Here is a 14,675-nt window from a genome sequence, read left to right on the forward strand (position 1 = left end):
GGTGCATTTACTGCTGGCTGGCCATGGCTCAACAAGGGTATCAAGGCGATGCTGAGACAAACTCTGGAAAGGCGGAAAGCGGGCATGGGTCGGGGTGGGGTTGGCTTTTATGAGACGATCTGCCGCAGGGATTCCCACAAAATGGCCGCAGTTTTTTGCCCTTTGCCGCACGTCGCGGGTTCGCTATGGTGGCGTTCTCATGTCCGCCAAAATAACCCGTATTCTTCTTGCCGATGACCACGCCGTGGTCCGCAACGGTTTCCGCATGATTCTCGCTGCGCAATGGGACATGGAAGTCGTGGGTGAGGCTGCCAATGGACGGGAGGCGGTGGAAAAAGCCATCAATCTTCTGCCGGACATCGTGGTCTTGGATGTGACGATGCCCGAGCTCAATGGCATTGAGGCGGCACGTCAGATCACCAAAGCTGTGCCGAAGGCGCGCATCCTGGCGCTCTCCATGCAGAAGGACTCTGTCTATGTGCGTGAAATGCTGCGTGCGGGAGCCAACGGCTATCTCTTAAAGGACAGCAACGAAAGCGATCTTCTCGCCGCCGTGCGGGCCGTCGCCAACGGCAAAGGATTTCTCAGCCCGGAGGTCAGCGATGCGGTGCTGGACGACTACCGCAAGCACGTCACCAACCCGATCGACCTGCTGTCACCACGGGAGCGGGAGGTGCTGCAGATGATTTCGGAGAGCAAGACCAACAAGGAAATCGCCTCGGTGCTCAACCTGAGCGTGTACACCGTGGAGGCTCATCGGGGCCGCATCATGGAAAAGCTTAATCTGCACTCCATTGGCGAACTGGTGCGCTTTTCCATCCGCAACGGTTTGATTGACTGAGATACCGACCGATTGGAAAAAAATGTTTTTTTTGTTCTTGGAAATTCAATGCATGGAGGCTTGAACTGCCATTCGATAATATTCCCGACCCCTTCCTTTCCGCATGCCTGCAACCCGCTCCATCTCCCCCCCCACTTTTTTCAAAGATCTCTCCGCCGGACTCGTCGTCTTTCTAGTAGCTTTGCCGCTTTGTCTCGGTGTGGCGCTGGCATCGAATGCGCCTCTCTTTGCGGGCATCGTGGCGGGGATTATCGGCGGCATTGTAGTCGGAGTTCTCAGTGGTTCCCAAACGAGTGTCAGCGGGCCTGCGGCAGGTTTGACTGCCATTGTGGCGGCACAGATCACCAACTTGGGAGCTTTTGATGTGTTCCTGCTGGCGGTGATGTTTGCAGGGGTGCTGCAGATCATTCTCGGTGTCTGCCGTGCCGGTTTCATTGCCGCGTTTTTCCCTTCGAGTGTGATCAAGGGCCTGCTGGCCGCAATCGGTGTCATCCTCATTCTCAAACAAATCCCGCACGTCGTCGGGCACGACCCCGACCCGGAAGGTGACATGGGTTTCATCCAGCCCGACAATGAGAACACTTTCACTGAAATTTGGTCCGCGTTGTTTGACATCCAGCCCGGTGCCGCGCTGGTGGGCATACTTTCCATTCTGCTGATGGTTTTTTGGGACAAGATCAAGCCTTTGAAAAATAGCGTGGTGCCGGCCCCTCTGGTGGTGGTGCTGTTCGGTGTGGGGCTCAGTATGTTGCTGAAGCAAGTGGGCGACGGCGCCTGGGCTATCGGAGTTTCTCACCTGGTGCAGGTTCCGGTGGCGAAGGACTTCAGCGCGTTCCTTGGCTTCCTTGTGTTTCCGAATTTTTCCGCGTTAGGCAATCCTGCCGTGTATGGCGCGGCATTCACCATCGCCATCGTCGCCAGCCTGGAGACCATGCTCAACCTTGAGGCGGTGGACAAGATCGACCCGCAGCAGCGCAGCAGTCCGCCCAACCGAGAGCTGATCGCCCAGGGAATCGGCAATGTAACCGCAGGTCTGATCGGTGGTCTGCCCGTGACGAGCGTGATCGTGCGAAGCAGTGTGAACATCAATGCTGGCGGCAAAACCAAGCTCTCCACTTTTTTTCATGGCATTCTGTTGCTGGGCTCCGTTTTACTGGTGCCCGGCATTCTGAACGAGATCCCCCTTGCCGCGCTCGGAGCCATTCTGCTCATGACCGGCCTCAAGCTCGCAAGTCCCGCGCTGGTCAAACAGATGTGGAGTGAAGGCAGGAACCAGTTTCTGCCCTTCATCATCACAGTCGTTGCCATTGTTCTGACCGATTTGCTGATCGGCATCGTCATTGGTCTTGTCGTCAGCATCAGCTTTATTTTGCACAGCAACATGCGCCGTCCTCTGCGCAAGTTCATGGAGAAGCACATCACCGGCGACGTCCTGCGCATTGAGCTGGCCAATCAGGTGAGCTTTTTCAGCCGTGTAAAGCTGGAGGAAACCCTGCGCAGCGTTCCAAGCGGCGGGCATGTTCTCCTGGATGCGCGCAGCACGGATTACATTGACGCGGATATTTTAGACCTAATCCACGACTTTCAGCACAACACGGCGAAGGTGCACGGCATCAACGTCAGTCTGGCGGGGTTCAAAGACAAATATCCCCAGCTCAAAGATCGCATTCAATTTTTGGATTACAGCAGCCGCGACGTTCAAAGCAGTCTGACGCCGGAACGTGTGCTGGCAATCTTCAAAGAGGGCAATGAGCGGTTTCGCGAAGGCAATCATCTCACACGTGACATTGGCCGTCTGGTGGATGCGACTTCCGCCGGTCAGTTCCCCATGGCAGTAGTGCTCAGTTGCATCGACTCGCGCACGCCTGCAGAACTCGTTTTCGATTTGAGCTTGGGCGATGTCTTCAGCGTGCGCATCGCGGGCAACATTGCGCGTGACAAGGTGCTGGGGAGCTTGGAGTACAGCTGTGCCGTGGCGGGTGCGAAGATGATTTTGGTCATGGGACACACCTCCTGTGGTGCGGTCAATGCCGCCGTGGATCTCATTTGCAGCAATCAAACCGCTGCGGAAGCCACCGGCTGTGTGAATCTTGATTCGCTCGTCATTGAGATTCAAAAGTCAGTCGATCTCAAGTCCTGCAAACGCGAAGGCGAATGGCTGACCGGTGAGAAGGCGGCCTACGCCAATGAGGTCTCCCGCCGCAATGTCCTGCGCACCATGCGCAAGCTCACCGAGCGAAGCAGCACCTTGACGGGGCTGGTGAAGGACGGGAAACTGGTCATTGTCGGTGCTATGTACGACATCCAGACCGGCATGGTTACTTTCTTTCAGACCCAGGGCTCCAGCCACTTGCCACTGCCAATACCCATGGTGGAGACCGTTTAAGTCTCTATACATGCCCGTCATGTCGTTCACCTTCCTTCGGATCACTGAACGTTATGTGCTGCGCGTTCTCGCGCTGGGATTCCTGCTGGTGATGGTGCTGCTGGGAACGGCGGGTCTCATCGCCGTACGCCAGAGCCAGGGAATCCGGCACGGGGTGGAGCAGATGGCGCGGGACCAGTTCCTCATCGCCCGTTTGCGGCAGGATGTGCAGTCGGAGGAAAACACCATGACAGGGGTGCTGCATCAGTTCGCCCAGTTTGAGCTGAAACGTGCCGATCTGGCCAAGTTGCTGCAGGAGCTGGATGAAAGCGACCGCCAGATTTCACGACTGGGGCCGGAGGTGCGCACCTTGGCAGATGCGGAACTGTGGGCGGATCTGGACAGGGGTGTCAAATCGTTCGCCCAGGAGTCACATCGGCTGCTGGAAGGCAATAAACCGGTGCAGCGGGACAAGCTTGAGACCCTCTTCCTGCATCACAGCCAGGTCGTCGAACTGGTCAACAAGCTCATTAAAAGCAGCTCAGAACATCTCACCAAAACCGAACGCCAGCTGGAGCAGCAGTCGCAGGATCTCAGTGATGACTCCACACTGTTACTGGGCTCCAGCTCCGTCCTGGCCGCGATCTCAGCCGTGCTGACCATTGCCTTTGCCCGCAAGAGCATCCAGCGCATTCGCTGGCAGTCTGAGGAACTGAGCCGTGTGTCCTGGCACATGCTGCAGACTCAGGAACAGGCCGCACGGCGCTTTTCTCATGAATTGCACGACGAACTGGGCCAGTCGCTGGCAGCCGTGCGCTCCAACCTGACCAGGGGTTCCACGCATGATCTGTCCTCTCTGCGCGCCGACTGCCTGCATCTCGTGGATGAATCCATCGCCAATGTGCGCGAACTCTCTCATCTGCTGCGGCCCGTCATTCTGGATGATTTTGGTCTGGATGCCGGTCTGCGCTGGCTGGCGGAAAAATTCGGTCAACGTACGCGCCTGAAAGTGGATTATGATTCTAACTTTTCGGGCCGGCTTGCCGATGAAACGGAAACGCACCTCTTTCGCATTGCCCAGGAGGCTTTCACCAACATCGCCCGGCACTCGGAGGCCACGGAGGTGAAGGTCAGTCTTGCGCATCGGGATCAAAACATTCTTCTCACCATCGAGGACAACGGCAAAGGACTGCCCAATCACACGGGTGACATCATTTACAGCCCCAGCCTCGGCATGGTGGGCATGCGTGCTCGGGCGAGGCAGTCTGGCGGCGAACTGACTGCCAGCAGCGTGATGCCTCAGGGGCTTCGAATTGAGGTCGTGGTTCCGCTCCACTCGCAGCCTGAACCTCAGCACTGACCTTCTTCATTCCACCAGCGCAGCAGCATCTGCCGGGCGCGGTAAATCCGGCCTTCGGTGCCCCGAACGGAGCAGTTCAGCACTTTGGCGCATTCCTCGTGGCTCAGGCCTTCCATGGTGCTGAGCATCAGCGCCGTGCGCAGTTTTTCCGGCAGCAGGGCCAGACCGCGTTCGAGTTTTTGCATCTCGCTCTGCCATTCGGCACTCGCATCCGGAGGATGCTGCGGACACGGCAGCGGTTGTTCGAGATCGTTGAGCGTCGTGGTGTTTTCACGTTGGCGTGAAGCCCGCGATTTGGCGCGGTCTCGGCACAGGTTCAGCGCGATCTGATACAACCAGGTCGAAAGCTTGGCCCGGCCTTCGAACTCAGGCAGCGCCTGCCATGCACGCACAAACGCATCCTGGCAGACTTCACGTGCATCCTCCACACAACGCAGCCAGCGGCAGCAAAAGCCAAACAGCTTTTCCTCATGCCGCCTTACGATCCACTCAAACGCAGCCATGTCGCCCGCCTGCGCGGCACGCAGGTGTGACGTCTCCGCTGAATCGTCAGCGGCGACTTCGGTCTGCGGCAGCAGCAGGGCATCAATCGCGGGTGAGGCTGTCATGCGTCCATTCCAGGAGTTTGGCAGCCTGCGCGGGGCGGAGGTAGCGCTTCATCACAAAGAAATGATCCAGCGTGGCCCGCTGCAGCGCGCCTTGTGCTTTGTTTAACCGTTCCAAGGCTGCGGTCATCGCCGCTTCATTCATCTTGGGATCGCGGATGGTCTGGGCCAGCACGACATCAGCCAGACGAACTTCGTCCTTCAAATTAACCCGAAGTTTTTCAAACTCCGTTTCAAGAGGCTCCAGTTTTTCATGCTGCTCCGGCGTGATGTCGAGGTGCTCATGCATCCACGCGTGCAGATCCGTTTGCGCATGAGCGTGCGCATGGCTTTCACCATGGCGGTGCAGGGTCCAGTCTGTGACCAGCCATGCTGTTCCCCCAGCCAAGGAAGCGGAGAAAAAAACCGAAATCAGCACCCATTTCACCCTTGAGGTCATTGCGGTCCCCCTGAGCGAAACAGCTCCATGGTGGGTGGCTTGGCATGGGTGGTATCACGAGAAGCCAGGACCCACCCGATCATGCTTGCAGTCACAATGCCGGAGATGGCGGCCAGGATCAGCAGCCATTGCACAAAGGATCGCCAGCGCCGTGCGCGACCGTCATCGACACGTACACGCGCCATGATTCCTTCCTCCAATGCACTCGGCAGTGCCACCGGGGGGGCGGTTGCAGCATGTTTTAACATGCGACTTAGATCCGAATTGGTCATGAACTTCGATCTATGCACAAGGAATCGATATTTTTGAATTATTTTCTCACATCAAGGGTCTAAAAAGATAACCCCCGCAGACCATGAACACCCAGCTCCAACTTCCCTTCCGGGGATGGAGCCGTGCCGAAGAAAGCTCAAAACACGGCTCAGGGGGATGTAAAACACCGCGGATAGGACTTGCTCTGTCCAGTGGTGGTGCGCGCGGCCTGGCCCACGCTGGCGTGATTCAGGTGCTTGAGGAAGCAGGCATCCCCATCGCCGCCATCGCTGGCTGTAGCATGGGCGCTTACGTGGGTTCACTCTGGGCCGCTGGACTCAATGGTGTGCAGCTTGAAGAACGTGCACGGGAGATCAAAGACCGCGCCACACTGAAAACCCTGATGGACTACAACATTCCGCCATCCGAAGGACTGATTCGTGGCGAAAAACTGCGCAAGCATCTCGAGCGCGATCTGGGTGACAAGACCTTTGCAGATCTAGATAAACCGCTGATCGTCATCGCCACCGATCTGGACCGTCTCACGCCGCACATCTTCGATTCCGGCAACGTTTCTCATGCCGTGCATGCCAGTTCGGCCATACCTGCCATATGTGCTCCCGTCTGGTTGAATGGCCGGCGTTACACCGACGGCGGTGCCTCGGAGCCCCTCCCGGTGACAATCCTCAAGAAACGCTTTCACTTGGATGCCGTCATTGCGGTGAACGTCATGCCTGCGCCGGACGATTTCGAGTCCAAGAGCGAACGTGTTTTCATGGCGGATGACAAACCTGCCTTCCGAATTTTTTCACGCATGTTCCGCAGCTTTTGGCAGAAGATCAACCTGCTCGCCTATGGGAACGTGCTGGACACTTTTCGCCGCGCTTTGATGGCGGCGCAGCTGCATCTCATCGCCAAAGAGGAGGCCGCTGCCGATGTGGTGATCCATCCGCGGTTTGTCACCTCGACGTGGCATGACTTTGAAAATTTTGGGCAATACCTGCAGGCCGGTCGTGACGCCGCAACCGCCGCGCTGCCTGCCATTCGTGCCCTGTTACAGACCGAAACCAACCTTAACCAGGAGACTATCAGCCATGAAATTGCTCCAACATATTCCCGATTGGAACTCCACGCCGCCTGAGACATGGCGCGAGTGGCAGCTCACGCAGTTGCGTGAGTATTTGAACCGCCGCGTCATTCCCTTCAGTGCGTATTACCATCGTGTTTTTGAAGAACACGACATCCATCCGCTTGATATTAAGTCGTATGCGGACTGGAGCCACGTCCCGTTTACTTCAAAGAAGGATCTCGCCAACCCGCGTGACTTCGTCCTCGTGCCAGATGAGGCGGTGCTCCGCCGTGAACCCAGCATGATATTTACCGCACTGCTCCATGGTCGTGCTGCTGCGAAAGAGAAGGCTGAAGCTGAGTTTCGCCCCATCCTCCTCACCAGCACCACGGGGCGCTCAGCGGATCCTGTGCCGTTTCTCTACACCAAGCAGGACCTCCACAATCTCGACATCAGCGGCAGCCGTTTGATGCTGGCAGGGCGCTCACAGCGGGATTTCAAACACATGAATCTCTTCCCGTATGCGCCACACCTTGCCTTCTGGCTGGCGCACCACGCAGGGCTTGGCTTTGGCACCTTCATGCTGAGCACCGGTGGCGGCAAGACCCTCGGCACGGATGGGAACATCAAGCTCATCGACAAACTCCAGCCGGACATTCTCATCGGCATGCCCACCTTCATTTATCATGTGCTGCGTGAGGCCTATGAAACCGGCAGGCAATGGCCCAATTTGAAACGTCTCGTCCTTGGTGGTGAAAAAGTCGCCGATGGCCTCCGCGCCCGCCTGCACGATCTCGCTACTCAGCTGGGTAGCCCCAATGCCCACGTCATGGCCACCTATGGCTTCACCGAAGCGAAAATGGCTTTCCCTGAATGCGTCGGAGAGTCGCAAGAGGCCACCGGCTATCACTTGAGTCCCGACCTTGCTCTGGTGGAACTGATCAACCCTGAAACGGGAGAGGTCGTTCCCGATGGCCAGCCCGGCGAGATTGTCTTCACCCCGCTCAATGCGCGTGGCACCGTCGTGCTGCGCTATCGAACAGGAGACATCGCCGAAGGTGGGTTGACCTGGGAAAAGTGCCCCAACTGCGGGCGCACCTGTCCGCGTTTGCTGGGCCCCATCTCACGCGTCAGTGAAGTGCGTGAGCTGCATATCGACAAGCTGAAGGGCACCTTGGTGAACTTCAACATGCTCGAACATCTGCTGGATGATCAAAAAGGCATCGCCGCCTGGCAGATCGAACTGCGCAAGCGGCACGATGATCCGCACGACACTGACGAAGTCCATCTGCACCTCACGGCTGAACCTGGCGTGCGCGAATCCGAACTCGAGCTCGCCGTCTCCCGCCGCTTCCACGAGGCGACTGAGATTACACCAAACGGACTCCATTTTCACACCCTAGCGGAACTTCGCGATCAACTCGGCATCGGCCGCCTCCTGAAGGAGGAAAAGATCGTCGATCACCGCCCCCAAACCCAAGCCGCCGCAGCCGATGTGGCACTCAATTCCTAACGCCATGAAAACTCCCTCTCTCGTCATAGTCGCTGCCGTCCGCACGCCTTTTTCGCGCGCGGGAACTGACCTCGCCCACCTCGACGCGGTTGAACTCGGCCGTCACGCCGTCGCAGCCCTGCTCACCCGCACTGGCATCGACCCGATGCTGGTGGATGAAACCATTCTCGGTTGTGTCGGCCAGCCACCGGAGGCGATGAACATCGCTCGCGTCATCGCGCTGCGCGCGGGTTTGCCGGAATCAAAGCCCGCCATGACGGTACATCGCAACTGTGCCTCCGGCCTGGAGGCGCTGACGCTCGCGCATGCGAAAATGTGTGCGGGACAGGGCGAGGTCTTTGTGGTCGGTGGGACGGAAAGCATGAGCAACATGCCGTTCTATTTCTCACGGCCTGCTGTGGAAAAATTCACGGCTATGAGCCGCGCGCGTGACTTCACAGGCCGCGCCAAAGCTGCTCTGCATTTCCGTCCGGCTGACTTTGCTCCTGTCATCGGTCTGAAACTCGGCCTGACGGACCCCGTTTCGAGTTTGAACATGGGGCAGACCGCCGAGGTTCTCTCGCGTGAGTTTGGCATCACCCGTGACATGCAGGACGCCTTTGCCATGCGCAGTCACCTGTGTGCCACGCAGGCGAATCACCTGCTCAATCAGGAAATCGGGCCGGTGCTCGGTCACAACGTCGTTGCGACGGACAATGGCATTCGTGCCGACTCCAGCCTTGAAAAGCTCGGCAAACTCAAGCCGCTCTTCGACACGGTCACCGGCACAGTCACCGCAGGCAACTCAAGTCAGATCACCGATGGTGCGGTGGCACTGCTCGTCGCCACCGAAGAAGCCGCTGCGGCACACAACTGGAAGCCACTGGGCCGTCTCGTCAGTTATGCCGCCACCGGGTGCGATCCAGCACGCATGGGCTTGGGCCCGGTGCGTGCGCTGGATGCCGCACTTCATCGCAGCGGGTGGAAACTGGATGATGCTGACGTCTTTGAAATCAACGAAGCCTTCGCCGCTCAGGTGCTGGCAGTCATGAAATGCCTCGCTGATCCCGCCAGCGCCCGCCGCGCCGGACTGGAGGCTCCGCTGGGTGAACTCGACCCCGCGAAGATCAATGCCTGCGGCGGAGCCATCGCACTCGGCCACCCCGTGGGAGCCACCGGTGCACGTCTGGTGCAGACGGCGCTCAACCAACTCCAAGCCAACGACGGCAAGCGCGCCGTCATCAGTCTTTGCGTCGGAGGCGGGCAAGGCATGGCGGCCTGCCTGGAAGCATTATGAATTTAAAACACAACATTCTCATCCAACTCAATGCCATGAAAACTCTTCTACTCAACTGCCCTGCTGTCATCCACGATCCGCCCCATGTGCTGGAAGAAATCATCTACGGTCATCCGATGCCACCGAAACATTTCCGGCTCGATGTGGATCACGATGGCATTGCCTGGATCACTTTTGATTCCCCCAAATCCTCCGTCAATGTCTGGAACGAGGAGACTCTGCGCGAATTCAATCACCTCCTTGAGGCCATTGAGCACGACACCCGTGTGAGATCCTTGGTGCTGAAAAGCGCAAAAGAACGTATTTTCATCGCAGGTGCTGACATCAAAGCCATTCGCAGCATGCAGCATCTCCGGGTGAATGATCTCATCTGGCTCGGACAGGCTGTGTTTGACCGTCTGGCCCGGCTGGCGATACCCAAGGTTGCTGCGATCCATGGTGCCTGCATGGGGGGCGGATTTGAAGTAACTCTGGCCTGCGACTGGCGCATCGCCAGCGACAGCGATAGCACCAAGATAGGGCTGCCGGAGACCCAACTCGGTATTTTGCCTGCCTGGGGTGGTTCCACGAGGTTGTCGCGACTCGTCGGCGTGCGCAAAGCACTCGACCTGATTACCACCGGGAAACTGCTCAATGCCAGCGCCGCGAAACGTGCGGGACTCGTCAGCCACGTGGTGCCGGCGGAGCGTCTGGATGCGCTTGCCTGCCGCCTTGTGCGTCAAAAACGACCAGGGTTGCGGTTCCGGTTTGAAAATCTCTTCTCGGCGGTCATCGGGCACATGGCGAAACGCAAGGTGCTCGAAAAGACGCGCGGACTCTATCCTTCCATCACGAAGGCAGTTGAGGTCGTTACCCATGCAGTTCATGGCGAGATTGAGCAGGGTTTGCTGCTTGAGCGCAATGCCGTCGCCGAATTGATTCAAAGCCGCGATTCGGCCCGGCTGATCGACCTTTTCTTCAAGCGCGAGGAAGCCAATAAACGCCCTGCCACTGGCGGGACGGCACTGCCCATCCACGACGCCACCGTCATCGGTGCGGGTGTGATGGGGGCTGGAATTGCGCACATACTCGCTTCGCGTGGCATCCGTGTGCTAATGACGGACGTCACCAACGACAGCCTAGCGCGTGGTCTGGAACGGGTTCATGGCCTCGTTTCAGACGCCACGCGCCGAAGGCTGGTGACTAAAGTGCAGGGCCGGGACACGCTGGACCGCATCAGCACGACGCATGTGCCGGTGCCGATGAACCGGCACCATCTGATCATTGAAGCTGCAACGGAGAGCATGGAGTTGAAGAAGAAGATCTTCGCCGACCTCGCGGCACGGGTCTCCGCCGACACCATTCTCGCTACGAACACCAGCGCACTTTCTGTGTCGGATTTGGCAAAAACGGTGCCAAATCCAGAGCGAGTTGTCGGTCTGCATTTCTTCAATCCGGTGCATCGCATGCCACTGGTGGAGATCATCACATTGCCCGAAACCTCGCCGGATGTGCTAGCCACGGTGGTCAGTTTCGTGCAGAAGATTGGCAAGACGCCGGTGATCGTTAAAGACAGTCCGGGATTCCTTGTGAACCGCATTCTGGTGCCTTACCTGATGGAGGCGGTGCGCCTGTATGAGAGTGGTATTCCGTTGAAGGACATCGACGATGCGATGCTTGAATTTGGCATGCCGATGGGTCCGATGCGCTTGTTGGATGAAATCGGTCTCGATGTGGCGGCGCATGTGGCCAAGACACTTGCCAGTGCATTCCCGGATCGTTTTCCGCAAACTGACGCGCTCGACAAGATGGTCAATGCGGGGCACCTGGGCAAGAAAACGGGGCAGGGGTTCTACCGTTATGAGAACGGCAAGGAAATTGTCCCGGCCACTCATTCCGATCTGCCTAGGCACGAAAGCATTCAGACCAACCTCGCGCTGCTTATCAGCCAGGAGGCCATGCGTTGTCTCAAGGAAGGCATCGCCCGCAGCGCGGATGACATCGATCTGGCCATGGTGCTCGGCACCGGCTACCCGCCATTCCGTGGAGGCCCCATTACTTTCGCCCGGGATACGGGCATCATAGATTATTAATTCAACCTCAACTGGAGAACCAAGCCATGAAAAATACCCTGGAAGAATCCAAGCCCGAAGCCAGGACGCACATTGACACCTCCCGCATGAATGCGGGTCAGCGTGCCGCACTCGAAATGGCGGAAGCCGCGCGCGATGAACGCCGCAACACCGGCATCGCCGCTGGTCTTTTTTTCGGCGAACCGGATTTCGACAAACTGCTGCCGTTTCCAAAACAAAGTGTCGAAGACCACGACCAAGGCGATGCGTTTTTGCATCGGCTCGAAGGCGTGCTCGACCAATACGCCGACCCCGATGAGATCGATGCCTCGGGCGAGATTCCCGATGTGCTGCTGAACGAGCTGGCGCGGATCGGTGCCTTCGGCATCAAGATCCCAGTTAGGTATGGAGGGCTTGGGTTATCGCAGACGAATTACTCGCGGGCGGCCATGCTTCTTGGCAGTCGTTGCGGCAATCTGGCAGCACTGCTGTCAGCGCATCAGTCCATTGGTGCGCCGCAGCCGCTCATCCTGTTTGGAACCGAAGAGCAAAAAGCCAAATACCTGCCACGCTGCGCGAAGGGTGAGATCAGCGCCTTTGCACTGACGGAAAACGAAGTGGGATCCGATCCGGCAAGGATGAAGACGGAGGCGAAACTGGATGAAGATGGTGAGAACTATGTCCTCAATGGTGAGAAGCTGTGGTGCACGAATGGCACGAAAGCAGGGATGATCGTGGTGATGGCGAAAACGCCGACTGCGGCGAAGCCACATGCCACGACGGCGTTCCTTGTGGAAACGAGCTGGCCGGGAGTTGAGGTGATGCACCGGTGCCGCTTCATGGGGCTGAAGGCGCTCTACAACGGGGTCATCCGGTTTGAGAATGTGAAAGTGCCAGCGGCGAATGTGCTGGGCGGTGTGGGGCGCGGGCTCAAGGTGGCGCTGACGACTTTGAACACGGGTCGCATCACGCTGCCTGCCGCCTGCACGGGCTTGTCACAGCGCTGTTTGGAAATCAGCACGCGCTGGGCGCGCTCGCGTGAGCAGTGGGGGCAGCCGATTGGACGCCACGCTGCCATCGCGGACAAACTCAGCCGCATGGCCGCCGACACCTTCGCGATGGAAAGCATCGTGCGTTATGTCTCGGCGATGGTGGACCGTGACAAGCATGCGGACGTCCGGCTTGAGGCCGCCATCGGCAAGCTCTGGGGCAGCGAAAAGTCCTGGCGCATCATGGACGACACGATGCAGATGCGCGGGGGGCGGGGATTTGAAACCGCCGCTTCGCTGAAGGCACGCGGGGATGTACCCGAACCCGTCGAACGTCTGTTCCGCGACTCACGCATCAATACGATCTTTGAAGGCAGCAGCGAGATCATGCGGCTCTTCATCGCACGCGAGGCGCTGGAGCCGCATCTCAACCTCGGAGCTGACGCGGTGAATCCGACCCTGCCATGGAAGGCGCGCGCCAAGGCCGCTCTGCGTGCCGCAGGTTTTTATGCCACCTGGTATCCTATGAAATGGCTGCCGTTTGGGGCTGGAGACGCGAAGGATTTTTTACATCCTTCCCTGCAGTTTGAGCTCGATGCGATTGCCCGGCAGAGCCGGGTGCTGGCGCGGCGGCTGTTCCTGGCGATGGCGCTGAATGGTCCCAAACTGGAAAAGCGTCAGGTGCTGCTGGGCCACTTTGTTGATGTGGGGGCCGAATTATTTGTCTGGGGCTGCACGCTGGCCCATGCCCAAAGCAAGGTGAACGACTCATCGATGCCCGAGGTGGAAATCGACAAGCTGGTGAGGCTGGTGCGCTTCTTCGGCAAGGTGACGCGTGAACGCATCGCCAACAGTTATCGTCATCTCAAGGAGAATCTGGATGCCGAGAGCTGGCAGGTCGCGCAGGAAGTGTGAACGCATTTTGTGCTGGCCTGATCCCTGCTGATGGGGTTAGAACGTGATCGGTTCCCCGAACCGGTCACGTTCACTTTTTATCCCTCTCCCCATGCTCAAAGAATTCAAAGCGTTTATCCTCAAAGGCAACGTCGTCGATCTCTCCACCGGTGTCATCATTGGCGCTGCCTTTGGCACCATTGTCACTGCTTTCACCAAGGGGATCATCGCGCCTCTTCTCCAGGCCATCGGCGGCAATCCAAACGTCTCCCTGGGCATCAAGATTGGAGAGCTCGTGAATGAAAAAGGTGAGAGGACAGCCAACATGCTGGACATTGGCATGGTCATCAATGCGGTCATTGGTTTCCTGATCACCGCAGCGGTCATCTTCTTTGTCATCATCAAGCCGGTCAATACACTCATGGCCAGAATGAAAAGGGCGGAGGCCGTGGCTCCTCCAGAAGGCCCGGCTGCTGACATTGTGCTGCTCACGGAGATACGCGATCTGCTGAAGAAGTGAACCTGCGTCCATGCAAAAGGCGGGACGTTCCAGCCTGTTTGAGGTAAATGGAATCAGGACAAGCTTTAGATGCGCCTGCTCCGCCGAAGGCTTAGCCCTGCGGAGTGTCTCAAACACCCTTGGCCCTCGGTGATTGCCGGCGTGCGTGCGGCTGTCGACCAGGGGAGAAAAAGTGGAGGCCTGGTCAAGATGCACGCTGTAGTGAATTCGCGGGGCAGGCTACCGCCTGGGAGCAGTACTGGGGAGGTGCAGTGATGGGAGGATTGGAAGGGGCCATGGCCTTCACGCATCAGTTAAAGCCGAGGATGTTCACTTTAATCATTTGTCAGTTAATGAGGTAGGTGAAGTGTATTCAAAATATGCCTGGCATGAATGGCGCTCGGTTAAGCCTAGTGATCGTTGATTTTGAATGTGTGGAGCCGCGCGCCAATCAGCGTATCGGGAGAGCGGGGGAACGCTGCTGGTGAGCGCGGTGTGAGAAGAGGGCGGTGGGTTTGCTTT

12 protein-coding genes are annotated in these 14,675 nt (G+C 58.0%); 9 read left to right on the forward strand and 3 right to left on the reverse strand.

The window, feature by feature from the left end; translation table 11 throughout:
* Window positions 1-199: 199 nt before the first annotated feature.
* From PSV43_RS07440 to PSV43_RS07450, 3 genes are all read left to right on the forward strand, one after another.
* On the forward strand, window positions 200-841 hold the full coding sequence (locus PSV43_RS07440) for a response regulator transcription factor (protein ID WP_300195095.1): 642 nt from the start codon (window positions 200-202) through the stop codon (window positions 839-841).
* A gap of 103 nt (window positions 842-944) precedes the next feature.
* Complete coding sequence (locus PSV43_RS07445; protein WP_300195097.1) at window positions 945-3,227, forward strand: SulP family inorganic anion transporter; 2,283 nt, start codon at window positions 945-947, stop codon at window positions 3,225-3,227.
* Window positions 3,228-3,246: 19 nt separating this feature from the next.
* Entirely contained in the window at window positions 3,247-4,566 is a 1,320-nt protein-coding gene (locus tag PSV43_RS07450; RefSeq protein WP_300195098.1) for a sensor histidine kinase, read from the forward strand.
* On the opposite strand, the gene PSV43_RS07455 is transcribed toward PSV43_RS07450, so the two are convergent.
* Genes PSV43_RS07455 through PSV43_RS07465 form a run of 3 tightly spaced genes read right to left on the reverse strand, consistent with a single transcriptional unit; the run spans window position 4,557 to window position 5,795 of the window.
* Entirely contained in the window at window positions 4,557-5,174 is a 618-nt protein-coding gene (locus PSV43_RS07455) for an RNA polymerase sigma factor (protein WP_300195099.1), read from the reverse strand. The genes PSV43_RS07450 and PSV43_RS07455 overlap by 10 nt on opposite strands.
* Entirely contained in the window at window positions 5,152-5,559 is a 408-nt protein-coding gene (locus PSV43_RS07460) for a periplasmic heavy metal sensor (RefSeq protein ID WP_300195101.1), read from the reverse strand. The genes PSV43_RS07455 and PSV43_RS07460 overlap by 23 nt, the downstream gene beginning before the upstream one ends.
* A 47-nt stretch (window positions 5,560-5,606) precedes the next feature.
* Entirely contained in the window at window positions 5,607-5,795 is a 189-nt protein-coding gene (locus tag PSV43_RS07465) for a hypothetical protein (protein WP_300195103.1), read from the reverse strand.
* Window positions 5,796-5,965: 170 nt separating this feature from the next.
* Here PSV43_RS07465 and PSV43_RS07470 point away from each other — a divergent pair, with 170 nt between their 5' ends.
* The 6 genes from PSV43_RS07470 (at window position 5,966) to mscL (ending at window position 14,174) form a co-directional block, all read left to right on the forward strand.
* A complete protein-coding gene (locus PSV43_RS07470) occupies window positions 5,966-7,003 on the forward strand; it encodes a patatin-like phospholipase family protein (protein ID WP_300195105.1) in 1,038 nt (345 codons plus the stop codon).
* Window positions 6,957-8,444 (forward strand): AMP-binding protein, encoded by a 1,488-nt coding sequence (locus tag PSV43_RS07475; protein ID WP_300195107.1) that lies wholly within the window; start codon window positions 6,957-6,959, stop codon window positions 8,442-8,444. The genes PSV43_RS07470 and PSV43_RS07475 overlap by 47 nt, the downstream gene beginning before the upstream one ends.
* 4 nt (window positions 8,445-8,448) lie before the next feature.
* Complete coding sequence (locus PSV43_RS07480; protein WP_300195109.1) at window positions 8,449-9,720, forward strand: thiolase family protein; 1,272 nt, start codon at window positions 8,449-8,451, stop codon at window positions 9,718-9,720.
* Between the two features lie 35 nt (window positions 9,721-9,755).
* The gene (locus PSV43_RS07485; RefSeq protein WP_300195111.1) at window positions 9,756-11,792 is read left to right on the forward strand and encodes a 3-hydroxyacyl-CoA dehydrogenase NAD-binding domain-containing protein; all 2,037 of its coding nucleotides are present in this window, start codon (window positions 9,756-9,758) and stop codon (window positions 11,790-11,792) included.
* A gap of 26 nt (window positions 11,793-11,818) precedes the next feature.
* The gene (locus PSV43_RS07490) at window positions 11,819-13,675 is read left to right on the forward strand and encodes an acyl-CoA dehydrogenase family protein (protein ID WP_300195113.1); all 1,857 of its coding nucleotides are present in this window, start codon (window positions 11,819-11,821) and stop codon (window positions 13,673-13,675) included.
* 91 nt (window positions 13,676-13,766) lie between these two features.
* The gene (gene mscL, locus PSV43_RS07495; RefSeq protein ID WP_300195115.1) at window positions 13,767-14,174 is read left to right on the forward strand and encodes a large conductance mechanosensitive channel protein MscL; all 408 of its coding nucleotides are present in this window, start codon (window positions 13,767-13,769) and stop codon (window positions 14,172-14,174) included.
* Window positions 14,175-14,675 lie beyond the last annotated feature (501 nt).

Origin of the sequence: Prosthecobacter sp. (genome assembly GCF_029946185.1) — a bacterium.
In the GTDB taxonomy this organism is placed as follows: Bacteria; Verrucomicrobiota; Verrucomicrobiia; order Verrucomicrobiales; family Verrucomicrobiaceae; genus Prosthecobacter.

What these genes read in the sequence shown, in the direction of transcription:
- PSV43_RS07465 (WP_300195103.1), bottom strand. Translation starts at nt 5,795, where the DNA reads ATGGCGCGTGTACGTGTCGATGACGGTCGCGCACGGCGCTGGCGATCC.
- PSV43_RS07490 (WP_300195113.1), top strand. Translation starts at nt 11,819, where the DNA reads ATGAAAAATACCCTGGAAGAATCCAAGCCCGAAGCCAGGACGCACATT.
- PSV43_RS07480 (WP_300195109.1), top strand. Translation starts at nt 8,449, where the DNA reads ATGAAAACTCCCTCTCTCGTCATAGTCGCTGCCGTCCGCACGCCTTTT.
- PSV43_RS07475 (WP_300195107.1), top strand. Translation starts at nt 6,957, where the DNA reads ATGAAATTGCTCCAACATATTCCCGATTGGAACTCCACGCCGCCTGAG.
- PSV43_RS07455 (WP_300195099.1), bottom strand. Translation starts at nt 5,174, where the DNA reads ATGACAGCCTCACCCGCGATTGATGCCCTGCTGCTGCCGCAGACCGAA.
- mscL (WP_300195115.1), top strand. Translation starts at nt 13,767, where the DNA reads ATGCTCAAAGAATTCAAAGCGTTTATCCTCAAAGGCAACGTCGTCGAT.
- PSV43_RS07450 (WP_300195098.1), top strand. Translation starts at nt 3,247, where the DNA reads ATGTCGTTCACCTTCCTTCGGATCACTGAACGTTATGTGCTGCGCGTT.
- PSV43_RS07470 (WP_300195105.1), top strand. Translation starts at nt 5,966, where the DNA reads ATGAACACCCAGCTCCAACTTCCCTTCCGGGGATGGAGCCGTGCCGAA.
- PSV43_RS07440 (WP_300195095.1), top strand. Translation starts at nt 200, where the DNA reads ATGTCCGCCAAAATAACCCGTATTCTTCTTGCCGATGACCACGCCGTG.
- PSV43_RS07485 (WP_300195111.1), top strand. Translation starts at nt 9,756, where the DNA reads ATGAAAACTCTTCTACTCAACTGCCCTGCTGTCATCCACGATCCGCCC.
- PSV43_RS07445 (WP_300195097.1), top strand. Translation starts at nt 945, where the DNA reads ATGCCTGCAACCCGCTCCATCTCCCCCCCCACTTTTTTCAAAGATCTC.